Here is a 23,174-nt window from a genome sequence, read left to right as displayed (position 1 = left end):
GGGCATGGCGCCACACGACCCGACCGCCGACGCACGGCTCGACGCCCTGGCCGACCGCGCCGAACTGGTCACCCTCCTGGACCGCTACGCGCGCGCCCTGGACGACCGCGCGTTCGACGCCCACTCCCTCGCGGCCCTGTTCACGCCGGACGCGACCGTGGGCGTCCCGTCGCAGGAGCACGAGGGCCTGACCGACCTGTCCCAGTACCTGACCGACTCGCTGGCCGCCTTCGGCACGACCCAGCACATCTACGCCAACCACCTCATCGAGCTGCGCGGCGACGAGGCGTCGCTGCGCGTCAACTCCAACGCCACCTACGTCCTGCTGGACACCGAGCGGGTGTACGTGGCGGGCGCGGTCGTCACCGGCACCGCCGTCCGCACGCCGTACGGCTGGCGGCTGAAGACGCTGACGCTCACGCCGACCTGGGACACCATCGCCATGTCCCCGGCCGCCGAGCCCTCCGGGTCGGGCGGGTCCGTCGACGCGTCCGACCTGGCCGACGACGAGTAGCCGCCGAATTCTCCGTCGGGGTGTGTCAAGACGACGGCGGCGGCTCCGACCAATGTGCGAGACCGGCCGAGTCCGGTCCGGACCGATGAGCCAGGGACCTCGCAGGAGTCGATATGGGCATGAGCACGCACACCCTCGAGACCACCGGAGCGAACCTCGTCTACGACGTCGAGGGGCCGCTTCCCACCGCCGACGGCCGCCCGCCGCTGTTCATGATCGGGCAGCCGATGTGCGCGGACGGCTTCCGCGCGCTGGCGGCCCGCTTCCCGGACCGCACGGTCGTCACCTACGACCCGCGCGGCCTCGGCCGCAGCACCCGCACGGACGGCCGCACCGACAACGACCCCGGGACGCAGGCCCGGGACGTCCACGCCATCATCGAGGCCCTGGGCGCCGGCCCGGTCGAGATGTTCGCCAGCAGCGGCGGCGCCGTGACCGCCCTCGCCCTGGTCACCGCCCACCCGGACGACGTGACGACGCTCGTGGCGCACGAACCGCCGCTGGTCTCCGTCCTGCCCGACGCGGACGCCGCCCGCCGTGCCATGGCCGCCGTCAGGGACGCCTACCAGGCGAAGGGCTGGGGCGCGGGCATGGCCGCCTTCATGGCCGTGACGAGCTGGCAGGGCGAGTACACCGACGCCTACTTCGCGCAGCCCGTCCCGGACCCGGCCGCCTACGGGATGCCGACCGAGGACGACGGGAAGCGCGACGACCCGCTGCTGTCCGGCACGTCCGACGCGATCATGGACTACGAGCCCGACGTCGCGGCCCTGGCCGCCGCCCCCGCCCGCGTCGTGGTCGCCGTCGCCGAGGAGACCGGCGACGCCCTCACCGCGCGTCCGGCCCGGGTGCTGGCCGCCCGGCTCGGCGGGGAGGCCCCGGTCTTCCCCAGCCACCACGGCGGCTTCGCGGGCCCCGAGACCGGTTATCCGGGCAAGCCCGAGGCCTTCGCTGACAAGCTCCGCACCTTCCTCTCCTGATCCCGGTGCCGGCCCGCCGGGAACCGTCGCCTTCCGCCGCCTGACCTCAAGGCAGGTTGAGGGAGCAGCGTGGTGCCTTGCGGGCCGTCGCCGACGCCCACGCCGCGGTCGGGAACCGCGCCACCCCCGGCAAGACGCTGCTCATCATCCGACGCGGAGCGGCGTCGCCCCCACGCGGAACAGTGCGGATTTCGTCAATCTCGGTTCTTCGGCGAAAAGAGGTGCGCCGCCCGCCGCGCAAAATCGCGCCCGTTGATCATTAATTGTTTCGCCGTTAAGCCCACGGCCGGGGTTGGACGGGGCATTATCGAGGCACCCCCCGAGCAGATCGACGAATTGAGTGGGGGAATATGTCCAAGATTAGCCTTTCGCGCCGTTCGGGGTCTGTACTCGCGGCGGCGCTGGCGGTCATCTCCTTCGGTGTCGCTCCGGCGGCGGGAGGAGCCGAGCGGGACGGGGTCCCGAACGCCGCGCGCGCGGACGGCCCGCCCCGCGCCGACGGTCCGGCCCGCGCGGACGGCCCGCCCCAGGCGGAGTTCCACATCGTCTCGCCGGGCCCCGGCGCGTCGCTCTCCGGGTACGTCGGCCCCGAGTCGATGGACCCGCTGCACGGCTACGTCCCCCGGGGCTACAGCCCCAGGGACTTCCACCGCCGGGTCATCCGCCACGCGGGCATCATCCGCGGGATCCGGGAGGACGGCAAGCTGGTGCGCGCCTACTGCTTCGACCTGGAGCACCCGACGCGCGGCCACATGCCGTACCGGTACGGCACGTGGGGCGAGGCCCGCACGCGGAACCTCGGCTACATCGCGCGCACGATCCACGACTACTACCCGAACACGGCCGAGCCGGCCGGGATGAGCGAACGGGCGAAGGCCGCGGCCGTCCAGGCGGCGATCTGGTTCTTCTCCAACAGGTACGTCCTCGACCAGGACCACCCGCTCTTCCCCACGACGTCCCGGATCGTCAGCCGCGTCATCAAGGAGGGGCCGCTGGAGGAGCCGGCGAGCCCGTCCCTGCGGGTCAGCGGCCCGGAGCACGTCCGCGCCAACTCCCTCGCCGGCCCGTACTCGGTCGAGGGCACCTCGGACAAGGCGTCCGTGGACGTCACCGGCGGCGAGATGTACCGCGACGCCGCGGGCACCCAGCCGATCCGGAGCGGCGCACCGCTGGAGAGGGGCGCGTCCTTCTACCTGCGGTCCGCCCACCCCGGCAAGGTGCGGGTGCGGATCCGGGCGCGCGTCGTCCACCACATCGGGCAGGCCGCCGTGTACGTCCGCGAAGCGGGCTACCCGGGGATGCCGCGCGAGGGCCAGAAGATCATCCTCGCCCGCGAGGACTGCGTGGACGTGGTCATCGAGAAGCTGGTCGTCATCGAAGAGGAGCTTCCGCCGCCGCCTCCGGTGGAGCACCACCCGTCGCTCGAGGTGCACAAGTGGGTGCACCCGGGGACCTACGGCCACGCGGGCCAGCGGCTGCACTTCAAGATCAAGGTCACGAACACCGGTGACGTCGCGCTGAACAACGTGCGCGTCGAGGACCACATGCGCGGCCTGTCGGAGGTCCGGTGCCCCCGGACGACGCTCGCGGCCGGGGAGTCGATGGTCTGCTCCGCGACGTACCGCGTCACCAGGAGGGACCTGCGGCACCACTCCGTGAAGAACTGCGCCGCCGCGGAGGGCCGGGCGTTCGAGGAGGGGACGCACGTGCGGTCCGGCTGGGACTGCGCCCAGGCTTACGGGCACGTCCCCGTGACCGGCTAGGTCCGACGTCCGGGGAGGGCGTCCGGGGCGATGGCCCCGGGCGCCCTCTTTCGCGCGCGGTGGCATGTCGCCCCTCGGCCCGGCGCTCGCATCGAGCGGCCCGCTGCCTGCCCGAAATGCCCGCCTTTGATAAATGACAAGAAGTGTCCCGATTTGTGGCTGCGCCGCCTCGAGAGCCAGGCAAAGAAATATGCGGCGGGCAACAAATGATCTGTCCTGATGATCGTGAACCGGCGCCGTGCGAGGAATGACCATCGCAGCGCGAAATGACCTGTCCATCGATCGGGGGCGATGCGCGTGCACGGTTTCTGGCGCCGTTCAGGGTGCGTGATCGCAGCGGTGCTGCTGTTCCTGTCGGCATGCGTCTCCCCGGCGGTCGCCGGGGTGGACCCGGGCCGGTTCCCGGTGCCCGGCCCCGTGGTGATCCCGCCCGAGGCGGACTTCGACCTCACCGGCCTGGGAGGCGGCACCGGCGTCGCGGGCTATTTCGGCCCCGAGACGCTCAACCCGCTCGACGGCTACCCCGCGGCCGGATACGACAAGACCGGCTTCGTCCGCAACGACCTCGGCTACGCGGGCATCATCAACGGCGTGGGGCGCGACGGGACCCCGCTGCGCACCTACTGCATCGACCTCGCCCACGAAGCGTGGGGCGGGATGGCGTACAAGTACGTCTCCTGGAGTGAGGAGCACGTGGAGAACCTCGGGTACATCGCGCGCATCCTGCACGACTACTACCCGAACACCGACGAGCCCGCCGACCTCAGCCCCGCGCTGAAGGCCGCGGCCGTCCAGGCGGCGATCTGGTTCTTCTCCGACCGGTACGTCCTCGCCGAGTTCCCGCCGCTGTTCCAGGCGACGTCCGCGATCGTCGCGCGGGTGCTCGCCGAGGGGCCGCTGCCGCCTCCGCAGGCTCCCGGACTGAGCTTCACGGGTCCGGACGGCATCCGGGCGGGCGTCGTCTCGGGGCCGTTCACCGTCCACACCACGGCGGCGACGGCGACCGTCGGCATCACCGGCGGTGAGATGTTCGAGGACGCCGCGGGCACCCGGCCGATCCCGAGCGGCGCCGAGCTGAGGAACGGCGACACCTTCTACGTGCGGTCCGCCGAACCCGGCACGCTGCGACTCTCGGCGCACGCGACCGCCGTCCATCCGGCGGGCGAGGTCGCGCTCTACGTGCGGGATCCGGAGGGCCAGCCGGGCTTCCCCGAGCAGGGCCAGAAGATCATTCTCGCCGCCGACGCCGAGACGCCCGTGGACGCCGAGAAGACGGTCGAGGTCACCGAGGCCCCGCCCGAGCCACCGAAGCAGAAGCCGTCACTCACGATCCGGAAGTGGGTGCGCCCGCACTCCTACCACCGTGCGGGCCAGCCGCTGCGGTTCACGTACAAGGTGACGAACACCAGCCGCGTCCCGCTGGACCGCGTCAAGGTGGACGACCCCAAGCCCGGCCTGTCCGAGGTGCGCTGCCCGCGCTCGTACCTGTGGCCGGGGCAGTCGATGGTCTGCACGGCGACGTACCGCGTCACCAGGAAGGACCTGTGGAAGCGGTCCGTGCGGAACTGCGCCGTCGTCAACGGCCGTGATCCGAAGTACGGAAGGTTCGTGAGGTCCCGCCGGGCCTGCGCGAGCGCCTACGGCCACGTCCCCGTGACCGGCTGACGGCAACACCCGAAGAGGACGCCCGGGTTCACCACTCGATGAACCCGGGCGTCCTGCTGACCAGCTAGGACGGTGGGCCATGGAAGTGATGGCGACACGGAGACTCACCCTGGAGCAGCGAGGTGGGCAAAGCGAAGTGCTCGTCCAACTGGCGCAGCCACAGCAGGACGAGCACGGAGATTTCGTATGCCTGCTCGAGATCGCCGGCCTGGGCGAGGAGCACCGGTACCCGTCCCATGGAGTGGACGGAATCCAGGCGTTGCAGCTTGCCCTGAAGACGGCGAGTGCCGTTCTCGACGCTCACGCTCGACAAGGAGCCACACTGCGCTGGAACGACGAGACCAACCTCGGCTTCGACTCGTAGCCCCCCTCACGCCAAGGGCCCGCTTCCACCGCGCTTCAAAGCGGCGGACGCCCTCTCGTCATGCATCGCGGCGAATGACCTCGATGAGACGGCGAAGGTCGTCCCGCACAAGGACGTGGTGCCCACCCTTGGGGTTCCTGCTGTCACGAACCCCCACGGCTCCACCGGCGTCGGCCAGCTCCACGCAGCTTCCGCCCGCGCCACTCTCGCTGTAACTGCTCTTGCGCCAGACGGTCATGGAGCCCTCCAACTCAGACGAGCGAGCATTACCGCTTTGAGCTTCGGATGGCTTCAGTGAGCTGGTGGAGGTCGGCGCGGGTGAGGGTGAGGTGGCCTGCGCGGGTGTTCTTGCCGTCGCGGACGCCCACGGAGGCACCGAGGTCGGCCAGCTCGACGCAAGTTCCGCCCGCCCCCTGGTCTTCGCTGTGGGTGCTCTTCCGCCACACGGTCATGCGCCCTCCGACCCGACGAACCGACTGCTATCGCCTTGAGTTTCGAATGGCCTCGGTGAGCTGGTGAAGGTCGGTGCGGGTGAGGGTGAGGTGGCTTCCACTTGGGTTCTTGCTGTCGCGAACGCCCACAGACGTGCCGAGGTCGGCCAACTCCACGCACGTCCCGCCCTGGTCCTGGCCTTCACTGTGGCTGCTTTTGCGCCAGACGATCACTTGCCCTCCCGCAGCTTCAGTAGATGCTCCCGGCTCTGGTCCTCGTTCCAGGCGCGTGCCGCGAGACGGTCGAATTGTAGGCCCGCGCCGATCGCGATGGCCTGATCGTCGATCACCCGGCCGATCTCAAATGCGCCGCCCGCGAAGACCATGAGTCGCCTTGCCGCCAGCCTGGTCCACCAGAAGGAACCGTCGATGCCGACGTGGGGAGTGGCCGAGTCTGGGAGAATCCGCACAGATATGTGCAACGATTCCGATAGTTCCAGAAGGTGGTTCAGTTGGGCGCGCGTCATCCGGCTATCGCCCATCCGACGAAGTGCTGGGACGTCCAGGAGGAGCCAGATCTGCGGATCATCGGCCAAGATAGCGGCTTGATGCTCCATCCTCCGGCCGACCGCTGCGTCCACGTTCTGAACGTTGCCAGCTGTGTGCCCCGCCTGAAGTAAGGCCCGGCTGTAGTCCTCGGTCTGGAATGGGATGGGGATGAAGGTGGGGTTGAAGATCTTGTGTTCAACGCCCGTCCGCTGAAAGCGCCTGACCCGCTGTGGCCAGGTCGGATCGGGCCCTAGCTCCGCGTAGTACTGGAGCAGTGTGAAGAGTCCGCCGGTGCGCCATGCTGCGTCCAGCTTCTTGCACTCACCGCTGTTGAGCTGCTTCTCGCCGGTCTCGTACTTGGAAACTTGGCCGATCGAGCAGCCGAGGATCTCCGCGATCTCGTGCTGCCGCATGTTCTTCTCGACGCGCATGAAGCGCAGTAGGTAGCTGATGAGGTCGTAGATCGAGTTGTGGGGATCAGGGGGTGGCTTGACCATGACCGGTCCCTTGTGATCTTCGGAGGTTTGCCGATGTTGTCGGCAACAGTGACAACGGTAGTCGGGTGACCTCAGAGTGTGATGCGGAACGCTGGAATTCACGCCATGAGGACGGGTCCGATGATTCGGAAAGCTCCTGTGGCAGATGACCGGGAAGGGCTGGTCGTCTGCCGGTTCGACGCCGATCTCTCCGCTGCCGGGAAGGCGCGGCGGCGGGTGGGGGAGGTGCTGCGCGGGTGGGGGCGCGACGACCTGGAGGACGACGCCGCGCTCTGCGTGTCCGAGCTGGTCACCAACGCGCTCAACTGCGGGGCCGGCGACATCCGCGTCCTGGTGGAACGGCTCGCCGGTGGCATGGTCGAGGTCGCCGTCTGGGACGACGGGCCGGGGGCTCCTGAGCTCCAGAGTCCCGATCTGACGCGCGAGACCGGGCGGGGGCTCGGCATCGTGCAGGTCCTGGCGGTCGCGTGGGGCACGCACGCCTCTGCCGAAGGCGGCAAGACCGTGTGGGCGCGGTTCGTCTCGTCGGACGGCACCTCGTGACCGCCATGTTGCACACGTCCGCGCTTCTGCTGTGCGTGCTGGGCGGGGCGTGCGTGGGGGCTTCGCTGACCGGCCTTCTCCTGTACATGTTCCGCCCGCGGTCGGCTGGACGGCATCGGCCCCGGCCGTGACGAGCCGCTTTGACCTGGAGCGCGCTCCAGCTTCTAGCGTCCGGTGGCATGACGATGGAACAGCAGCACAAGCTCGGTTCGGGGTTCGGCGCGCACAGCACGGCGCGGGACGTCCTCGCCGGGATCGACCTCACCGGAAAATCCGCGCTCGTCACCGGCGGGTACTCCGGGCTCGGGCTGGCGGGCGTCCGGGCGCTGGCCGAGGCGGGTGCGCGGGTCGTCGTCCCCGCTCGCAGGCCCGAGGTTGCTCGGGACGCGCTGCGGGACGTGCCGGGCGCGGTCGTCGGCGAACTCGACCTGGGTGACCAGGAGAGCGTGCGCGTATTTTCCGACCACCTGCTGGCGGACGGCCGGGCGTTCGACATCGTGATCACCAACGCGGGGATCATGGCGTGCCCCGAGACGCGGGTGGGTCCCGGGTGGGAGGCCCACTTCGCGACCAACCATCTCGGGCACTTCACGCTGGTCAACCGGCTGCGCCCGCTGCTCGCGGACGGCGCGCGGGTCGTCTCGGTCGCGTCGTCCGGGCACTTCCTGTCGGGCATCCGGTGGGACGACCTCCAGTTCCGTGACGGGTACGACCGGTGGCTCGCGTACGCGCAGTCGAAGACGGCGAACGCGTTGTTCGCCGTCCAGTTGAACGCGCTCGGGGTGCGGGCGTTCGCCGTCCATCCGGGGAGCATCCTCACGCCGCTGCAGCGGCACGTCCCGCGCGAGGAGCAGATCGCGCAGGGCTGGATGAGCGAGGACGGCACCCCCGTCGAAGGCTTCAAGACCCCCGAGCAGGGAGCGGCCACGGCGGTCTGGGCCGCGACGTCGCCGCTGCTCGACGGCCTCGGCGGGCTCTACGCGCAGGACTGCGACGTCGCCGAGCCCGCGACCGGCGACGACATGCTGGTCGGCGGGGTCAAGCCCTGGGCCGTGGACCCGGACGACGCCGCCCGCCTGTGGGACGTCTCCGCGGACCTCACCGGTCAGGGCGCGTAGGTCGCCAGGAACTCGTCCACGTACGCGTCGGTGTCGTGCGGGGCGGCCCCGACGCGGGCGAGGGCGGCGGTGCCGAGGTAGCTCGCGTAGGCGGAGGCGGCGCGGTGCCGGGCCTGCCCGGCGCTCATCCCCAGCTCGCGGAACGCCTCCTCCACGATCTCCAGCCGCCGCCGGGTGACCCGGCCCGCGACCGCGCGCACCGCCTCGTCCGCCTCGCACGTCAGCCGCAGCGCGGCGTCCGCGTGGCCGGTGCCGAGGGACAGCAGGAGCAGCGAGCGCAGGCGCTCGACCGGGTCGGCGATGCCGGTGAAGCGGGACGCGACGCGCTCGGTCTGCTCGCGCTCCCACAGCTCCAGCGCCGCGTCCAGCAGCGCGGACCGGTTCTCGAACAGCCAGTAGAAGCTCGACTTGGACGCGCCGAGCCGCGCCGCGACCGGTTCCACCGCGACCGCGGACGCACCGCCCTCGACCAGCGCCGCGAGCGCCGCGGCGGCCCAGTCCTCCCGGCTGAGGCGGGCGGTGCGTGGCATGGGGTCACTCTCCCTCGTTCTGGACGGTGCCGTACAGTCCTGTTCTGTACGTTACCGTCCAGAACGTCGAGGGGTACACGACCATGGACTGGCTGCTGGACCGGCTCCTGCCCGACCCCGACTTCCGCACCCGCTACACCCGCCGCGTGGACGCGTCGCCGGAGGCCGTCTGGCGCGCCCTGCTCGGCGTCCGCGCGGACGACCTCCCGCTGACCGGCGTCCTGATGCGCATCCGGACGGGCGGCCGTCGCCGTCCGGCCTCCGGGAGCTTCGTCGCCAACGCCGCGGTGCCCGAACTGGGCCGGACGGAGGGCCGCGAGATCGTCCTCGGACGGGTCGCCCGGTTCTGGAAGCCGCGCCCGGTCCCCGGACCGCCCGCCACCGCCACCGCCGACGGGTTCGCCGCCTTCTCCGAGCCGGGCTGGGCCAAGGCCGCGCTCGCGTTCCAGATCATCCCGGCCGACGGGCGGACGCTCCTCGTCGCCGACACCCGCGTCACCGCGACCGATCCGCGCAGCCGCCGGATCTTCTCCCTGTATTGGTCGCTCATCAGACTCGGCGGCGCCGGGCTGATCCGCGTCGAACTCCTTGCCGCCGTCGCCCGCATCGCCGAGCGCGGTTGAACCGTCGAGTCAGGGGGCTGGTCGATGAAAACGCGATTTCGGGTGGGTACGGGACTTCTCGCCGGTGCGCTGCTGGTCGGCGCGGTCTCGGCGTGGAAGTCGGACGTCCGCGTGCCCGGGGAGAGACGGCGGGAGGAGCCCGCGAGCAGCATCCGTCCGGCGGGGATGGCATGGACGTCCGACTTCGAGACCGCGCCCGCTCCCTCGACGCTCTTCTCGGCGGAGGTCTGGAGAACCCTGCGTGACGCGGACGATCCAGGATCGGAATGCCGTCACACGCCGGGCGACGGATACGACATGTGGAGCTGCCTGTTCCGCACCACGGGACGCGGGCCGCGGAACAGGGACGAGCTCTCGCTCGAGATGACGAAGTACGATCCTCGCCTCGGCGAGAGCGCCGTCGAGCACGCGGCGGCCATCTTCGACACGGCCCACGGCACGTACGCCGACTTCCCGGTGTCGGCCCCGTCCCCGTTGGGGGACGAGGCGTTCGAGGTGCCGGTCGAGAGCACCGAGACGCGGAAGCCGCACCTGGTCACCTTCCGCGCGCGGAACCTCATCGTCGAGCTCCGGGTCACCGTCTACCGGGAGGAACTCGACAAGTGGGAGCTGGCGGGCGAGCGCCGCCGCCAGACCTGGCTCTACGCGACCGAGCTGTCGCGGGGGCTGGCGCGCCTGCACCACTGACGGGCCCGAGTCGCGACCTTCGCGGGGGCGGGGTCGCGACTTTGGTCGGTGCGGGAGCGTCGGGTGGCCGATGTCCGGGACGCGTCCGGGGGCCGAGGCTTGCCTTGCGGGTGAGCCGAGGAGAAGGGCGCTTCGATGGCGGAATTCGAGCCGCGGCGGACGGACGCACGAGGGGGGCGGCCGGACGCAAGGGAGCGGCGAACGGAGACGACGCGGAGGCGGCGGCCGGAGGGACGGAGCCGTAGGCCGGAGGCGGGAGGGCCGCGGACGGCCGGGCGGTGGACGGTCGGACGGCGGGCGCTGATCGCCGGGGCCGTCGCGGCGGGCGTGGCCGGGATCGCGGCGGTGGGACGTCCGGCGGAGACCCAGGCGCGCGCCGCCGCGTGGATGCGCGGACGGTCGCCGGACCGGGCGGAGCGGACGGCCCCGAGGAAGGGCCTGGCGCAGCGCGGCGTCAACTACGACACCGTGCGCGAGGTGTGGAAGCCCGCGTTCGTGCGGCGGGAGATCCGGGCGATCCGGCGCGACCTGCACTGCAACGCGGTGATCCTGCTCGGGGACGATCTGCGGCGGCTGGAGTTCGCGGCGCGCTGCGCGGCGGACGAGGGCCTGTTCGTCTGGTTCGAGCCGCGCCAGTTCGACAAGGACGCCGCGCACACGCTGCGGTTCCTCCGGTCCGTGGCGCGGACGGCGGAACGGCTGCGGCGGCGGCACCCCGGCGTCGGCCTGTCGATGGGATGCGAGCTGACGATCTTCATGTCCGGCCTCGTCCCCGGCAGGACCTGGGAGGAGCGGGCCGCGAACCTGCGGACCCCGGCGGGCAAGGGGTACGACGAGCGGCTGAACGCCTTCCTCGTGCGCGCGCACGACGCGGTCCGGCCGCTGTTCGGCGGACGGCTCACCTACACGTCCGGTGTCTGGGAGTCGGTGCGGTGGAGCAGGTTCGACGTCGTCGGCGTGGACCTCTACCGGGACGCGTCGAACGAGGCGACCTATGTCCGGGACGTCAGGGCGCTGCACCGGTTCGGGAAGCCGGTCGTCATCACCGAGTTCGGCTGCTGCACGTACCGGGGCGCGGAGAAGCGCGGCGGCGAGGGGTTCTCGATCGTGGACTGGACGCGGGAGCCGCCCGTCATCCCGGACGGATACGTCCGCGACGAGCGCGTCCAGACGCGCTACCTCACCGAACTCCTCGACATCTACGAGGCCGAGGGCGTGTACGGCGCGTTCGTCTACAACTTCATCAACACCGACACCCCGTACTCGCCCGATCCGCGGCACGACCTCGACATGGCCGGGTTCTCGCTGGTCAAGGTGCGTGCGAACTACGCGAGGACGGGAAGGTTCGAGGCCAAGGACGCCTTCCGCGCCCTCGCCCGCCGCTTCGCCACCGGCGCCTGATCCGCCGCTTCGCCACCGGCGCCTGACCCACCGCTTCGCGGTCGGCGCCTGACCCGCCGGTTCGCAGCCGGTGCCTGACTCGCCGGTTCGCGGCCGTCGGGACACCGCTCGGCGGCGTCCACCTGGCGCTCGCGCTGCCCGTCCTGCTGCTGGCGGCGGCGGCCGGGCCACTGCTGGTGACGCGCCCGCGCACCACCGCCACTGCCTGACCCCCAAGGCGTGCGTCGCGGGCGGGACGGACTGCTGGGCGAGTGTTGATATGTCCCCTTGCTCGCGTACTTTTCTCCGCATGGAACTGGTGGTGGCCTCCTACGCCGATCCGGTCGCGCGCAAGCTGATCGACGAGCTGCAGCAGGAGTACGTCGTCCGCTACGGCGGGCCGGACGAGACGCCGGTCGATCCGGCCGAGTTCGCCGCGCCGCTCGGGCACTTCGTCGTCGGACGCGTGGACGGCGAGCCCGTCGCGTGCGGCGGCTGGCGCGCGCACGACGCGTCCGAGCCGGGGTTCCGGGACGGGGACGCGGAGCTCAAGCGCATGTACGTCGTGCCGCGCGCCCGGAACCGGGGGTTCGCGCGGGACCTGCTCGCCGGGCTGGAGGCGTCCGCGCGGGCGGCCGGACGCAGGCGCATGGTCCTGGAGACCGGGACCGCGCAGCCCGAGGCGCTCGCGCTGTACGAGTCGTCCGGCTACGAGGAGATCGAGAAGTTCGGCTACTACAGCTGCTCCGAGTCGAGCCGCTGCTTCGGCAAGCTCCTGTAGAGAGAACGCAGCGAGAACGCAGCGGGAACGCAGCGGGAACAAGGGCGGGACACCCTGCGCCGGAAGCTTTCGGCCAACCTCGTCAAGGTGGACGGCCGAATCTGGTCGGATCTCGCCATGGACGGATTGCTGACCCTCGGTGCTGGTGATGATTTTCCCCACACTAGACTCAAAAAGGAGCAATTTCCCCGGCTGTAGCGGTATGTCGAACGGGGAGTGACACCCCCCGGGAGGAGCGGCGTGGCGGAGGACGCGACGGGAGGCACCGGGACGGCCGGGTTCGGACGGCCCTGGACGGATCTGCCCAGGGAGCTCGCCGAGCAGATGCGGCCCAACCTCGACGAGGTCGCCGACGACATGATCGCCGAGATCCAGGGGCGCGTCCGCGAGTACGACCGTCCCGGCGACTACTCCGGGACGCTCCGGCTCGCCGTCGAGCGCGTCCTGCACCACTTCGTCGAGCGGGTCGCCGACGCCGGGTACGAGTCCGCCGAGATCACCGACTTCTTCCGCGCGATCGGGCGCGGGGAGGCGGGCGAGGGCCGCAGCCTGGACGCGATGCAGTCGGCCATGCGGGTCGGCGCGATGGTCGCCTGGCGGCGGATCGCCGACGGCGCGGCGAGACTCGACGTCCCGCCGCGCACGCTCGGCGCGGTCGGCGAGGCGCTGATGCTCGTCCAGGACGAGCTCGCCGCCGCCGCGGCCGAGGGGTACGCGCAGGCCAAGGCCGCCGTCGCGGGAGAGATGCAGCGCCGCCGCAAGCGGCTGCTCGACCTGCTGTTCGCCGACCCGCCCGCCGCGCCCGAGGCGATCGCCGACCTCGCCGCCGCCGCGCACTGGCCGGTCCCGCGCACGGTCGCGGCGGTCGCGCTCGGCCGTCCGCCCGCCGGGTCCAACCACCCGGCCTTCCCGCCGGACGTGCTCGCCGACCTGACCCGCCGCACGCCGAGCCTCGTCGTCCCCGACCCCGACGGCCCGGGCCGCGCCCGGCTCATCGACCGCGCGCTCGCCGGGACGCTCGCCGTCGTCGGCCCGACCGTCCCGGTCGCCGAGGCCGCCCGCTCGGCGCAGTGGGCGCTGAAGACCCTCGCGCTGGTGGACCGGGGCGTCATCGAGGCGGACGGCGGCGTGGTGCGCAGCGTCGAGCACATGTCCACCCTGATCCTGTTCCAGGACGAGGACCTCGTCTCCTCGCTCGCCGCGCTCCGCCTCGCGCCGCTCGCGCACCTGCGCGCCAGCCAGCAGGACCGGCTCGCCGAGACGCTGCTCGCGTGGCTGCAGTCCGGCCGCAACGCCAACGAGGTCGCGATGCGGCTGCACGTCCACCCGCAGACCGTCCGCTACCGGCTGCGGCAGCTCGAGGAGCTGTTCGGCGACCAGTTGCTGGACCCCGATCTGCGGTTCGACCTGGAGATCGTGCTGCGGGCCCGCGCGCTGCTCGCGTCCGGCGCGCGCGAGCACCTGCTGGACTCGGCGCGCGAGGCCGTCGGCGAGACCGGCGAGATCGTGTCCCTGCGCCGCTGACCCCGCGCCGGAGACCGCCGGAGCCGTCGCCGCCCGTCGGGACGCGTCGGTCGGGACGGTTCCGTCCGACGCGTCGGACGGGACGGTTCCGTCAGGACGCGTCGGACGGGCGGGGCGGCAGGGACACGCGGATGCGGCACCCGCGCGGGGTGTCGACGACGCCGATCCGGCCGCCGTGCATGTCCACGACCCAGCGCGCGATGGCGAGGCCGAGGCCGGTGCCGCCGTCCGGGGTCGCCGCGCCGGACGCGCCGCGCGAGAACCGCTCGAACACCCGCTCCCGCTGCCCCGCCGGGATGCCCGGCCCCTCGTCGCACACCTCCAGGACCAGCCCGCCCGGACCGTCCCCCGGCCCGGCCGTGACCGTCACCGCGCCGCCGGACGGCCCGTGCCGGACGGCGTTGTCCAGCAGGTTCGCCAGCACCTGGTGCAGCCGGTCGCGGTCGGCGACGCAGCTCAGCCCGGGCGCGATGTCGGCTCTGACCACGGTGTCGGGGAAGGCGGCGGCCACCTCGTCCACGAACCCGGCGACGTCCAGCTCGCGCAGGTCGAGCGGGACGGCCCCGGCGTCCACCTTGGACAGGTCGAGCAACTGCGCCACGAGCCGGCCGAGCCGTTCGGTCTGCTCCAGCGCCGACTCCAGCACCTCCGGGCTCGCCGGGGTCACGCCGTCCGCGACGTTCTCCAGCACGGCGTGCAGCGCGCTGATCGGCGTGCGCAGCTCGTGCGAGACGTTCGCGACGAACTCGCGGCGCTGCCGGTCCACGGCGGCGAGGTCGGCGGCCATCCGGTTGAACGCTCCGGCCAGCTCGCCCACCTCGTCCCGCGAGGTGGACCGCACCCGGCGCGAGTAGTCGCCGCGCGCCATCGTCCGCGCCGCCGCCGTCATCTCGCGCAGCGGCGCGGTCATCCCGTGCGCGATCAGCTGCGTGACCACCAGCGCGATGAACAGCCCCGCCGGGACGGTCACCCGCGCGCGGAACCCCAGCGGGTACCCCCACAGCACGATCGCGATCGCGACGCAGGCGGTCACCACGACCAGCACGCCGAGCTTCACCTTGATCGACCGCAGCGGGTCCAGCGGGCGCGGCAGCCGCTCCCACGCGTGCGCCGCCGACCCGCGCCTGCGCCGCGCCCGCTCCCACACCTGCGCCATCACGGCAGGGCCTCCAGGCTGTAGCCGACGCCGTGCACCGTGCGGATGAGGTCCGGGCCGAGCTTGCGCCGCAGCGCCTTCACGTGGCCGTCCACGACGCGGGTGCCGGACGCGTCGGCCCAGTCCCACACCTCCTCCAGCAGGACGGCGCGGGTGAGGACGGCCCCGGGACGCCGGGCGAGGCAGGCGAGCAGGTCGAACTCCGTCGGGGTGAGGTGCACCTCCGTGCCGTCCCGGCGGACGCGGCGCGCCCGCTCGTCCAGCTCCAGCGGGCCGAGCCGGGTGACGGGCGCGGCCTCGGCCAGCGTCAGTGTCGCCGCGCGCTCCACCCGGCGCAGCAGCGCGCGGATGCGGGCGACCAGCTCGCGCATGCTGAACGGCTTGGTGAGGTAGTCGTCCGCGCCGACGCCGAGCCCGACGAGCTTGTCGGTCTCGTCGTCGCGGGCGGTGAGCATCAGCACCGGGACGGGCCGGTCCGCCTGGACGCGGCGGCAGACCTCCAGGCCGTCGAATCCGGGCAGCATCACGTCCAGCACGATGAGGGCGGGGGAGGTCTCGCGCGCCCGCGCGACGGCGGACGGTCCGTCCGCGGCCGTCTCGACCGTGAAGCCCTCGGCGGTCAGCCGGTCGGCGACCGCCTGGGCGATGGTGGGCTCGTCCTCCACGACCAGGATGCGCATGCCCCGACCCTAGGAGCGCGGTGCGCGCGCTCCCAGGGCGGGTTGTGCGGATCCTGTGCCGATCGGCCCCGGCGGCCGTCGGCGACCGGCGGCCGTCAGGGACCGGTCACGGGCCGACCGACGGCGTGCAGGGACCGGTCATGGGCCGACCGGCGGCGTGCAGGGGCCGGTCACGGGCCGACCGGCCAGGTGTGCACGGGTTCGTTGGACTTCATGTGGCCGACGTACGAGCGGACCATCTCGCGCAGGGCATCGGGACGGCGCGGCCCGATGCGCCGCTCGATGGCCTCGACCGTGTCGGTCTGCCAGTCGGCTCCGGTGCGTCCGGCCAGGCAGCGGCCCTCGATGATGCCGAGCAGCCGGTCCCGGCGGGCCGGCTCGACGCCCCAGCGGTCCAGGCCCTCGTGGGCGAGCGGCAGCAGCCGGTGCAGCACCAGCTCGGCCGCGGGCAGCTCGCCGAGGCCGGGCCAGTACAGCCGGGCGTCGATGCCGTCCCGCGCCGCCCGGTGCAGGTTCTCCCGCGCCGTCGCGAACGACATGCGGGACCACACCGGGCGCTCCTCCTCGGCGAGGACGCGTAGCAGCCCGTAGTAGAAGGCTCCGTTGGCGACGGTGTCGGCGACCGTGGGTCCGGCGGGCAGCACGCGGTTCTCCACGCGCAGGTGCGGGCGCCCGTCCACGACCGCGTAGATCGGCCGGTTCCAGCGGTAGATCGTTCCGTTGTGCAGGGACAGCTCGGGCAGCTCGGGGATGCCGCCGCCGTCGAGCACGGACTCGGGGTCCTCCTCCTCGCAGATCGGGAGCAGGGCAGGGAAGTAGCGGGTGTTCTCCTCGAACAGGTCGAACACCGAGGTGATCCAGCGTTCGCCGAACCACACCCGGGGGCGGACGCCCTGCGCCTTCAGCTCTTCGGGGCGGGTGTCGGTGGACTGCTCGAACAGCGGGATCCGGGTCTCGCGCCAGAGCCGGTGCCCGAACAGGTACGGGGAGTTGGCGGCGAGCGCGACCTGCGGGCCCGCGATGGCCTGTGCCGCGTTCCAGTGCGCGCCGAACTTCTCCGGGCTCACCTGGATGTGGAACTGGACGCTGGTGCAGGCGGCCTCCGGGGTGATCGTGTCGGTGTGCATGCACAGCGGCTCCGGACCGTCGATGTCGATCCGGATCTCCTCGCCGCGCGCGGCGAAGATCTCGTCGTTGAGCAGCTTGTACCGGTTGTTGGCCGACAGCGCCTCCTCGCCGATGTCGGCGCGGCGGAGCGTCGGCAGGATGCCGATCGTCACCAGCTCCGCGCCGACCTCCCGGGCCTGCGCGTCGGCGTGGGTGAGATGGTCGCGGACCTCCTCCTCCAGCTCGCGGGCGTTGTCACCCCCGAGCTCCCGTGGCGGGATGTTGATCTCCAGGTTGAACTGGCCGAGCTCGGTGGCCCACGCCGGGTCGGCGATGGCCTTCAGCACGTCGGCGTTGCGCATCAGCGGGTCGCCGGCCGTGTCGATCAGGTTGAGCTCGATCTCCAGCCCGATGTGCGGGCGCTCGAACTCGAACTGCGACTCGCCCAGCATGCGGGCCAGCACGTCGAGGTCGCGCCGCACCTTCTCCCGGTACCTGCGCCGGTCCACACCGCTGATGGTCGCGGCGGAAACGTCCCGTCCCATGTCCTCGCCTTCTGCCGCGGATATGGTCTTGTGAGGCGGAATGTCCAGATCTGGCCGAGGGAAACCCCGAGCGGGGTTACGGGCGCGCCGATACGCGTGCTCCGCGCGGTCACCGAGTGCCGACGTGCCGTGTCGGACGGGGCCGTGGGACGCGTCCGCGCACCCCCGGGACGCCTGTGTGCCAGGGCGTCCGCGCCAGTCGGACGGGTCCGCGGGGAACGGGACGGCGGGAGTGCGGCCGTGCCACGCTGGGGGAAATGTGAGGAGGGGCACGATGCGGTTGCGGCCACGGTCGATCAGGACGCGGGACACACTCGTCGCCGCGGTGCTGGCGGCCGTGGTGTCCGGCGCCATCGCCGTCGGGGCCGACTTCGGCATCCGGGGCACCGTGCGCGCCGACCTCGTCCAGGACACCGCCCAGTCCGCGCGCCGCACCAGCGCCGCGATCCGCGACGGCTCGCTCGCCTCGCCGATCCCGGACGACACCGGCGGACGGGTGCTGATCCAGGTCGTCGGCCCCGGCGGCAACCTGCTGGACGCCACCCCCGCCGCCGGACGGCGCGCCCCGGTCAGCGACTACCGGCCGCCGCGCGACCAGCGCGTCCGGGACTTCCAGCAGTGCTCCGGCGGCGGCCTCGGACGGCGCTGCGAGATCGTCGAGGCGATCCGTGTCACCACCGCGCCGGACTCGGTCGTGGTGTACGCCGCGACGCCGGTGCCCGCGGTGCTGGCGAACGGCGCCCTGGAGGTGCTGCTGCTGCTCGGCGTCCTCGCCCTGTCGGCGCTGGCGGCGTGGGTCACCTGGCGGGTCGTCGGCCGGACGCTGCGCCCGGTGGCGCTGATCCGCGCCCAGCTCGCCGAGATCAGCGGCAGCGACCTGTCCCGCAGGGTGCCGCAGCCGTCCGGCGAGGACGAGATCGCCGAGCTCGCCGCGACCGCGAACCGGACCCTGGACCGGCTGGAGCGCGCCGTGGACCGGCAGCGCCAGTTCGCCTCGGACGCCTCGCACGAGCTGCGCACCCCGATCGCGGGCCTGCGCGCCAACCTCGAGGACGCCTCGATGCATCCCGAGGACACCGACCTGAAGGCCGTGGTCGAGTCGGCGCTGCGCGACACCGACCGGCTGGAGCACATCGTCACCGACCTGCTGCTGCTCGCCCGAATCGGCACCGGCGACGCGGCCCGCGAGGTGCTGGACCTCGGCGACCTGGCCCGCCGCGAGATCGACCGCCGGGACGGCGCGGCGCGCACGGCGGACGCTCCGCGCCTGGTCGCCGACCTGGCCCCGGGCGTGCGGGTGAACGGCGTCCGGATGCAGTTCGTCCGGCTGCTGGGCAACCTGCTGGACAACGCCGAGCGCTACGCCGACGGCACGGTCGCGGTCTCGGTCAGCTCGTCCGGCGGGTTCGCGGTGCTGACCGTCCAGGACGACGGCGCGGGCATCCCGGAGGGCGACCGCGAGCGCGTCTTCGCCCGCTTCACCCGGCTGGACAGCGCTCGCAGCCGCCACGCGGGCGGCACCGGCCTCGGCCTGGCCATCGCCCGCGAGATCGCCCAGGCGCACGGCGGCTCGCTGGGGATCGAGGACTCCGTCCGCGGGGCCCGGTTCGTCCTCCGGCTCCCGCTCGCCGCCGAGAAGGACCGGGCCTGAGCGCGAGGCCCGGGGTCATCCGTGCGACCGCGGCCGGAAAGCCCGAAGACCCGGAGGCCGGGCCTCCGGGTCTTCGTACGGCGTGCTCCCCGGTGCGGGGAGACCCCTTCGAGGTCAGGCGCGGACGGCCTGGATCTCCAGGGTGATGTCGACCTTGTCGCCGAGCAGGGCCTTGTCGCCGCCCAGCGGGACGTTGAACTCCACGCCCCAGTCCTTGCGGTTGATCTGGGTGGTGGCGGAGAAGCCGGCGCGGGTGCCGCCCCACGGGTCGGTGCCGACGCCGTGGAACTCCACGTCCAGGGTGACCGGCTTGGCAACGCCCTTGATCGTCAGCGTGCCGTCCACCTTGTAGTCGCCGCCCTCGGCGCGCACGCCGGTCGTGGCGAAGGTCATGGTCGGGTGGTTCTCGACGTCGAGCACGTCGGCGCTGCGGACGTGCCCGTCGCGGTCGGCGTTGCGCGTGTCGATCGAGGCGAGCTTGATCTCGGCCGTCGCGGTGGACGCGGCGACGTCGTCGGCGATCTGCACGGCGCCGGAGAAGTCGGTGAACGAGCCGCGGACCTTGGTCATCAGGTGCCGGATCGCGAAGGTGACCTCGGAGTGCGCCGGGTCGATGTTCCAGGTGCCGGCGGTCAGGCCGAGCTCGGTGGCGGCGATGGTCATGGCGTGCTCCTGCGGGGTAGTTCTTGAAACTTCAACGAGCTGACGTACCGGAGATTAGTTGAGACTTCAAGCAGTGTCAAGTCCGCCCGAAGCCGGGTCCATCCCGTGGAGCGTGCCCGCTTCCGCGCGCTCCTACATACAGGCCGACCTGCATGTTCTTCGGTAGGCTCCGGCCATGCCGCCATCCGTCCGTCCCCGCCGCACGCAGGAGGAACGCACCGCCGCGACCCGCGCGGCGCTGCTCGACGCGACCGTCGCCTGCCTGGTCGAGCACGGCTACCACGGCACCACCACGACCCGGGTGGTGGAGCGCGCGGGCGTCTCGCGCGGCGCCCAGGTGCACCACTTCCCGACCAAGAACGCCCTCGTCCTCGCGGCCGTCGAGCACCTGGCCCGCAGGCGCGCCGACCGTTTCCTCGCCGAGGACCTGGACCGCCTGCGCGCCTCCGCCGACCCCCTCGGCGACGCCCTGGACCTGCTCTGGCGGGCCTGCCGGGGTCCGCTGTTCGAGGCGTCCATGGAGCTGTGGATCGCCGCCCGCACCGACCCCGACCTGCGCGGGCACGTCGCCGAGTTCGAGCGGCTGATCACCGCCGGCATCCTGGAGATCAGCCGCGCCGTCTTCGGCGACCAGGTGGACGATCCGGACGTCCAGGGCGACATCCACGTCGTCCTGGAGACCATCCGGGGCCTCTGCCTGCTCGACTTCGTCCACCCGACGACCCCGGAGCGGCAGGAGGCCCGCTGGCACCGCTCCAGGGACCGCCTCCGCCGCATGATCGCCCAGCGCTGACCGGCCGCGCTGGGCCGTCCGGGGGACGGTTCGCTATCTTCACCCCCATGCGCGGTGAACCCGGGGTGTCGCTGGCGGGCCGCTACCGGATCCTCGGGCTGATCGGGCGCGGCGGCATGGGACGCGTGTGGCGCGCCTACGACGCCGAGCTCGGCCGCGAGGTGGCCGTCAAGGAACTGCGGCTCCCCGAGGAGGTCGAGGACGCCGAGCGCCGGGAGTGGTACGCCCGGGCCGAGCGCGAGGCGCGCGCCGCCGCCCGGCTCCGCCATCCCGGCATCGTGGCGCTGCACGACCGCGTGACCGGCGACGACGGGCGGCCGTGGCTGGTCATGGAGCTGGTCGAGGGCCCCTCGCTGGACGCCGTGATCCGCGCGGACGGGCCGCTGCCGCCCGCTCGCGTCGCCGCGATCGGACGGCAGATGCTCGACGCGCTGGCCACCGCGCACGCCCACGGCATCGTCCACCGCGACGTCAAACCGGCGAACGTGCTGCTGGACGGCGACCGCGCGATCCTCACCGACTTCGGCATCGCGGCGCTCGACGGCGACGCCACGCTCACCCGGTCCGGCGCGCTGCTGGGCACGCCCGCCTACATGTCGCCGGAGCAGGTCCGGGGACGTCCGGCCACCCCGGCCTCCGACCTGTGGTCCCTGGGCGCCACCCTCTACGCCGCCGTGGAGGGACGCCCGCCGTTCGGCGGCCCGACCCACGGCGCGATCTTCGTCGCCATCGCCACCGAGCCCCCGCCGCCCCCGAAGAAGGCCGGCCCCCTCACCGAACTCCTCACCTCCCTCCTCCAGAAGGACCCCGACGCCCGCCCGCCCGCCGAGACCGTCCGCCGCCTCCTCGACATCCCGCCCCCGCCCGCGCACACGCCGGCCGCTCCGGCGCCCGTGCCCACGCATCCGTCGGCCGCGCCAACTCCGAGCGTCCAGGCGCCCGGGACACTGGTCGCCCCTCCCGGGCTCCGGCTCCCGCGCGGACGGCTGGCGGCGATCGCCGCCGGGGTCGCAGTCGTCCTGGCGGCGGGCGCCGGGTTCGCCGTCCAGGGACTCGCCTCGAACGGGTCCCGGCCGCACGCGTCGCCGTCCAGCCCCGCGGCCACCCTTCCGGACGAGGGCCTCCTCGACACCCACTCGGCCACCGTCTGGGGCCTGGCGTTCAGCCCGGACGGGAGGACGCTGGCCAGCGCGGACGACGAGAGCTCCCTCCAGCTCTGGGACACCACCACCGGAACGCGCCTCGCGACCCTCGCGCACGACACCGGCGACCCCCAGAAGTCCCGCCACGTGGTGGCGTTCAGTCCCGACGGCAAGCTCCTGGCGGCCGAGGACGTCAACAACGTGATCCAGTTCTGGGACGTCGCCGGCCGCCGCATCGTCGGCGACCTGCCCGATCCCGACAACGCCGGAGCCATCTCCGCCACGTTCAGTCCGGACGGCCGGATGCTCGCCGTCGGCGTCTTCAATTTCGGCAAAGACGCCGCGATCGTCTCCCACGTCCGCGTCTGGGACGTCACCTCGCGCTCGCTCCTGTTCAGCACGTCGGAGAGCGGCCAGTTCATCGAGCAACCGGCGTTCAGCCCCGACAACCGGACGCTGGCGTACGGCGACGGCTCCAGCATCCGCCTCTGGGACGTGGCCCAGCGCAAGCGCACCGGCCGCATCGACACCCACCGCCGTATCGACGCCGTCGCCTTCAGCCCGGACGGCACCACGATCGCCGCGGCCGGGCCCAAGGTCCGCGCCGGGATCTGGGACATCGCCACCGGCAAGCTCCGCAGGGACCTGCCCGGAGGCGTCAGCGGCAGGCTGGCGTACGGCCGCGACGGCCGCTACCTGGCCACCTCCGCCGAGGAGGGCGGCTCCACGGTCCAGATCTGGGACCCGAACACGGGCAGAGCCGTCCGCAGCCTCGGCACGTTCAGCGGCTTCGCCCTGGCACTGAGCCCCGACGCCACCCGCGTGGCCTCCGGCGACGCCGCCGGCAAAATCCACGTCTGGCGCCTCTAACCCACCGGCCCAGGTGAACGGCGACCCCGCCCAGCCCGATGTGGTGCTGGAGCCCGACGGTGACGTCCTCCACCTGCCGCGCATCGGCTCGGGCCTGAACGGCTCTCCGGACGTCTTCTGAGTAGCGGAAACGGCGGGCGGGGAGTGGTGCTGGTCGCGGCCCGGGACATACGAGATTCCTGGGGTTCAACGCCATGAGGCTGCGAACCACCCCGGACATGCAGCGGCTCCAGCGGGGAGTCCCGCTGAGACGCCCGCAGCCGATCAGAGAACGTCTTGCTCGATGCGCTCGAAGATGTCGGCATCGGCCTGCTGCCCCCACTCCGGCAAGGCATCTCTGTGCTCGCGTCAGCTTCGCCGTGCTCCCTCCCGAGACGGTTGTGAAGTCGGCAACCTGCCTGTAAAAACCGCACTCGCGGCCGGCCGCTCCCGCTCGGGGGTGTCTTCCCCATGGCGCCACGTACCCCGGCTTGGGCTCACCGGGATAGTGCTTCGTCACTCCAGCGAGCCAGCCGCTCCGGAAGACGCGGCCTTGTTCGTTCTGTCGGCCCTGATGCGCTTCGGCGTGTGCCTGTATGGCGGTACTTCTCCTAGTTGGGCCATGCGGTCGCTGAGCTG

The 23,174-nt window shown here is 72.4% G+C and carries 24 protein-coding genes; 15 read left to right on the top strand and 9 right to left on the bottom strand.

The window, feature by feature from the left end; genetic code table 11:
- The first annotated feature begins 4 nt into the window (after nucleotides 1-4).
- From DZF91_RS00465 to DZF91_RS00445, 5 genes are all read left to right on the top strand, one after another.
- Nucleotides 5-514 carry a nuclear transport factor 2 family protein gene (locus tag DZF91_RS00465; RefSeq protein WP_117355540.1) on the top strand — a complete coding sequence of 170 codons (510 nt, stop codon included), beginning with the start codon at nucleotides 5-7 and terminating at the stop codon, nucleotides 512-514.
- 119 nt (nucleotides 515-633) lie between these two features.
- The gene (locus DZF91_RS00460) at nucleotides 634-1,494 is read left to right on the top strand and encodes an alpha/beta fold hydrolase (RefSeq protein ID WP_117355544.1); all 861 of its coding nucleotides are present in this window, start codon (nucleotides 634-636) and stop codon (nucleotides 1,492-1,494) included.
- Nucleotides 1,495-1,844: 350 nt separating this feature from the next.
- Nucleotides 1,845-3,257: a DUF7507 domain-containing protein gene (locus DZF91_RS00455; RefSeq protein ID WP_117355539.1), complete on the top strand. Its 1,413-nt coding sequence runs from the start codon at nucleotides 1,845-1,847 to the stop codon at nucleotides 3,255-3,257.
- Nucleotides 3,258-3,584: 327 nt separating this feature from the next.
- Nucleotides 3,585-4,922 carry a DUF7507 domain-containing protein gene (locus DZF91_RS00450; protein WP_147340918.1) on the top strand — a complete coding sequence of 446 codons (1,338 nt, stop codon included), beginning with the start codon at nucleotides 3,585-3,587 and terminating at the stop codon, nucleotides 4,920-4,922.
- Nucleotides 4,923-5,001: 79 nt separating this feature from the next.
- The gene (locus DZF91_RS00445) at nucleotides 5,002-5,286 is read left to right on the top strand and encodes a DUF6968 family protein (protein WP_117355537.1); all 285 of its coding nucleotides are present in this window, start codon (nucleotides 5,002-5,004) and stop codon (nucleotides 5,284-5,286) included.
- A gap of 58 nt (nucleotides 5,287-5,344) precedes the next feature.
- On the opposite strand, the gene DZF91_RS00440 is transcribed toward DZF91_RS00445, so the two are convergent.
- The 4 genes from DZF91_RS00440 to DZF91_RS00425 are packed head-to-tail and all read right to left on the bottom strand — an operon-like array spanning nucleotide 5,345 to nucleotide 6,763.
- A complete protein-coding gene (locus DZF91_RS00440; protein WP_117355536.1) occupies nucleotides 5,345-5,524 on the bottom strand; it encodes a DUF397 domain-containing protein in 180 nt (59 codons plus the stop codon).
- A 28-nt stretch (nucleotides 5,525-5,552) separates the two neighbouring features.
- Nucleotides 5,553-5,738: a DUF397 domain-containing protein gene (locus tag DZF91_RS00435; protein WP_117355535.1), complete on the bottom strand. Its 186-nt coding sequence runs from the start codon at nucleotides 5,736-5,738 to the stop codon at nucleotides 5,553-5,555.
- A 27-nt stretch (nucleotides 5,739-5,765) separates the two neighbouring features.
- On the bottom strand, nucleotides 5,766-5,951 hold the full coding sequence (locus DZF91_RS00430) for a DUF397 domain-containing protein (protein ID WP_117355534.1): 186 nt from the start codon (nucleotides 5,949-5,951) through the stop codon (nucleotides 5,766-5,768).
- A complete protein-coding gene (locus DZF91_RS00425) occupies nucleotides 5,948-6,763 on the bottom strand; it encodes a helix-turn-helix domain-containing protein (RefSeq protein ID WP_117355533.1) in 816 nt (271 codons plus the stop codon). Before DZF91_RS00425 ends, DZF91_RS00430 begins: the two co-directional genes overlap by 4 nt.
- Before the next feature lie 138 nt (nucleotides 6,764-6,901).
- On the opposite strand from DZF91_RS00425, the gene DZF91_RS00420 reads away from it, so the two are divergent.
- Both DZF91_RS00420 and DZF91_RS00415 read left to right on the top strand, forming a co-directional pair.
- On the top strand, nucleotides 6,902-7,306 hold the full coding sequence (locus DZF91_RS00420) for an ATP-binding protein (RefSeq protein ID WP_199486310.1): 405 nt from the start codon (nucleotides 6,902-6,904) through the stop codon (nucleotides 7,304-7,306).
- 179 nt (nucleotides 7,307-7,485) lie between these two features.
- Nucleotides 7,486-8,424, top strand: coding sequence for an SDR family NAD(P)-dependent oxidoreductase (locus tag DZF91_RS00415; protein WP_117355531.1), 939 nt, complete (start codon nucleotides 7,486-7,488; stop codon nucleotides 8,422-8,424).
- Here the strand turns inward: DZF91_RS00415 and DZF91_RS00410 are convergent.
- Nucleotides 8,412-8,954 carry a TetR/AcrR family transcriptional regulator gene (locus tag DZF91_RS00410; RefSeq protein WP_117355530.1) on the bottom strand — a complete coding sequence of 181 codons (543 nt, stop codon included), beginning with the start codon at nucleotides 8,952-8,954 and terminating at the stop codon, nucleotides 8,412-8,414. The two genes, DZF91_RS00415 and DZF91_RS00410, sit on opposite strands and share 13 nt — an antisense overlap.
- Between DZF91_RS00410 and DZF91_RS00405 the strand changes: the two genes are divergently transcribed.
- From DZF91_RS00405 to DZF91_RS00385, 5 genes are all read left to right on the top strand, one after another.
- Nucleotides 8,948-9,577: a hypothetical protein gene (locus DZF91_RS00405; RefSeq protein ID WP_158587815.1), complete on the top strand. Its 630-nt coding sequence runs from the start codon at nucleotides 8,948-8,950 to the stop codon at nucleotides 9,575-9,577. The two genes, DZF91_RS00410 and DZF91_RS00405, sit on opposite strands and share 7 nt — an antisense overlap.
- A gap of 42 nt (nucleotides 9,578-9,619) precedes the next feature.
- The gene (locus tag DZF91_RS00400) at nucleotides 9,620-10,264 is read left to right on the top strand and encodes a hypothetical protein (RefSeq protein ID WP_117355528.1); all 645 of its coding nucleotides are present in this window, start codon (nucleotides 9,620-9,622) and stop codon (nucleotides 10,262-10,264) included.
- A gap of 345 nt (nucleotides 10,265-10,609) precedes the next feature.
- A complete protein-coding gene (locus tag DZF91_RS00395) occupies nucleotides 10,610-11,665 on the top strand; it encodes an abortive infection protein (RefSeq protein WP_147340916.1) in 1,056 nt (351 codons plus the stop codon).
- Nucleotides 11,666-11,954: 289 nt separating this feature from the next.
- On the top strand, nucleotides 11,955-12,425 hold the full coding sequence (locus tag DZF91_RS00390) for a GNAT family N-acetyltransferase (RefSeq protein WP_117355526.1): 471 nt from the start codon (nucleotides 11,955-11,957) through the stop codon (nucleotides 12,423-12,425).
- Nucleotides 12,426-12,665: 240 nt separating this feature from the next.
- On the top strand, nucleotides 12,666-13,949 hold the full coding sequence (locus DZF91_RS00385; RefSeq protein ID WP_328589097.1) for a helix-turn-helix domain-containing protein: 1,284 nt from the start codon (nucleotides 12,666-12,668) through the stop codon (nucleotides 13,947-13,949).
- Between the two features lie 91 nt (nucleotides 13,950-14,040).
- Here DZF91_RS00385 and DZF91_RS00380 read toward each other — a convergent pair whose 3' ends face one another.
- From DZF91_RS00380 to DZF91_RS00370, 3 genes are all read right to left on the bottom strand, one after another.
- On the bottom strand, nucleotides 14,041-15,105 hold the full coding sequence (locus DZF91_RS00380; protein ID WP_117355525.1) for a sensor histidine kinase: 1,065 nt from the start codon (nucleotides 15,103-15,105) through the stop codon (nucleotides 14,041-14,043).
- Nucleotides 15,105-15,785: a response regulator transcription factor gene (locus tag DZF91_RS00375; protein ID WP_117355524.1), complete on the bottom strand. Its 681-nt coding sequence runs from the start codon at nucleotides 15,783-15,785 to the stop codon at nucleotides 15,105-15,107. The genes DZF91_RS00380 and DZF91_RS00375 overlap by 1 nt, the downstream gene beginning before the upstream one ends.
- Before the next feature lie 170 nt (nucleotides 15,786-15,955).
- Nucleotides 15,956-17,437, bottom strand: coding sequence for a glutamate--cysteine ligase family protein (locus DZF91_RS00370; protein ID WP_117355523.1), 1,482 nt, complete (start codon nucleotides 17,435-17,437; stop codon nucleotides 15,956-15,958).
- A 274-nt stretch (nucleotides 17,438-17,711) separates the two neighbouring features.
- Between DZF91_RS00370 and DZF91_RS00365 the strand changes: the two genes are divergently transcribed.
- Nucleotides 17,712-19,088, top strand: coding sequence for a sensor histidine kinase (locus DZF91_RS00365; protein WP_117355522.1), 1,377 nt, complete (start codon nucleotides 17,712-17,714; stop codon nucleotides 19,086-19,088).
- 114 nt (nucleotides 19,089-19,202) lie between these two features.
- Here the strand turns inward: DZF91_RS00365 and DZF91_RS00360 are convergent, their stop codons facing one another.
- Entirely contained in the window at nucleotides 19,203-19,751 is a 549-nt protein-coding gene (locus tag DZF91_RS00360; protein ID WP_117355521.1) for a YceI family protein, read from the bottom strand.
- A 175-nt stretch (nucleotides 19,752-19,926) separates the two neighbouring features.
- On the opposite strand from DZF91_RS00360, the gene DZF91_RS00355 reads away from it, so the two are divergent.
- Together DZF91_RS00355 and DZF91_RS00350 are read left to right on the top strand one after the other, a co-directional pair.
- Nucleotides 19,927-20,544, top strand: a complete 618-nt coding sequence (locus tag DZF91_RS00355; RefSeq protein ID WP_117355520.1) for a TetR/AcrR family transcriptional regulator — start codon at nucleotides 19,927-19,929, stop codon at nucleotides 20,542-20,544.
- Nucleotides 20,545-20,591: 47 nt separating this feature from the next.
- The gene (locus DZF91_RS00350) at nucleotides 20,592-22,556 is read left to right on the top strand and encodes a WD40 repeat domain-containing serine/threonine protein kinase (protein WP_117355519.1); all 1,965 of its coding nucleotides are present in this window, start codon (nucleotides 20,592-20,594) and stop codon (nucleotides 22,554-22,556) included.
- The last annotated feature ends 618 nt before the right edge of the window (nucleotides 22,557-23,174 follow it).

It is taken from the genome of Actinomadura logoneensis (genome assembly GCF_003428695.1).
GTDB classification, from domain to species: Bacteria; Actinomycetota; Actinomycetes; order Streptosporangiales; family Streptosporangiaceae; genus Spirillospora; species Spirillospora logoneensis.
The sequence above is the reverse complement of the archived record's forward strand: the minus strand, read 5'-3'. Positions and strand labels throughout refer to the sequence as shown.

Bases quoted from the DNA above. Each gene is read 5' to 3' on its own strand.
- DZF91_RS00465 (WP_117355540.1), top strand. From the start codon at position 5: ATGGCGCCACACGACCCGACCGCCGACGCACGGCTCGACGCCCTGGCC.
- DZF91_RS00460 (WP_117355544.1), top strand. From the start codon at position 634: ATGAGCACGCACACCCTCGAGACCACCGGAGCGAACCTCGTCTACGAC.
- DZF91_RS00455 (WP_117355539.1), top strand. From the start codon at position 1,845: ATGTCCAAGATTAGCCTTTCGCGCCGTTCGGGGTCTGTACTCGCGGCG.
- DZF91_RS00445 (WP_117355537.1), top strand. From the start codon at position 5,002: ATGGAAGTGATGGCGACACGGAGACTCACCCTGGAGCAGCGAGGTGGG.
- DZF91_RS00440 (WP_117355536.1), bottom strand. From the start codon at position 5,524: ATGACCGTCTGGCGCAAGAGCAGTTACAGCGAGAGTGGCGCGGGCGGA.
- DZF91_RS00435 (WP_117355535.1), bottom strand. From the start codon at position 5,738: ATGACCGTGTGGCGGAAGAGCACCCACAGCGAAGACCAGGGGGCGGGC.
- DZF91_RS00425 (WP_117355533.1), bottom strand. From the start codon at position 6,763: ATGGTCAAGCCACCCCCTGATCCCCACAACTCGATCTACGACCTCATC.
- DZF91_RS00415 (WP_117355531.1), top strand. From the start codon at position 7,486: ATGACGATGGAACAGCAGCACAAGCTCGGTTCGGGGTTCGGCGCGCAC.
- DZF91_RS00410 (WP_117355530.1), bottom strand. From the start codon at position 8,954: ATGCCACGCACCGCCCGCCTCAGCCGGGAGGACTGGGCCGCCGCGGCG.
- DZF91_RS00390 (WP_117355526.1), top strand. From the start codon at position 11,955: ATGGAACTGGTGGTGGCCTCCTACGCCGATCCGGTCGCGCGCAAGCTG.
- DZF91_RS00380 (WP_117355525.1), bottom strand. From the start codon at position 15,105: ATGGCGCAGGTGTGGGAGCGGGCGCGGCGCAGGCGCGGGTCGGCGGCG.
- DZF91_RS00375 (WP_117355524.1), bottom strand. From the start codon at position 15,785: ATGCGCATCCTGGTCGTGGAGGACGAGCCCACCATCGCCCAGGCGGTC.
- DZF91_RS00370 (WP_117355523.1), bottom strand. From the start codon at position 17,437: ATGGGACGGGACGTTTCCGCCGCGACCATCAGCGGTGTGGACCGGCGC.
- DZF91_RS00365 (WP_117355522.1), top strand. From the start codon at position 17,712: ATGCGGTTGCGGCCACGGTCGATCAGGACGCGGGACACACTCGTCGCC.
- DZF91_RS00360 (WP_117355521.1), bottom strand. From the start codon at position 19,751: ATGACCATCGCCGCCACCGAGCTCGGCCTGACCGCCGGCACCTGGAAC.
- DZF91_RS00355 (WP_117355520.1), top strand. From the start codon at position 19,927: ATGCCGCCATCCGTCCGTCCCCGCCGCACGCAGGAGGAACGCACCGCC.
- DZF91_RS00350 (WP_117355519.1), top strand. From the start codon at position 20,592: ATGCGCGGTGAACCCGGGGTGTCGCTGGCGGGCCGCTACCGGATCCTC.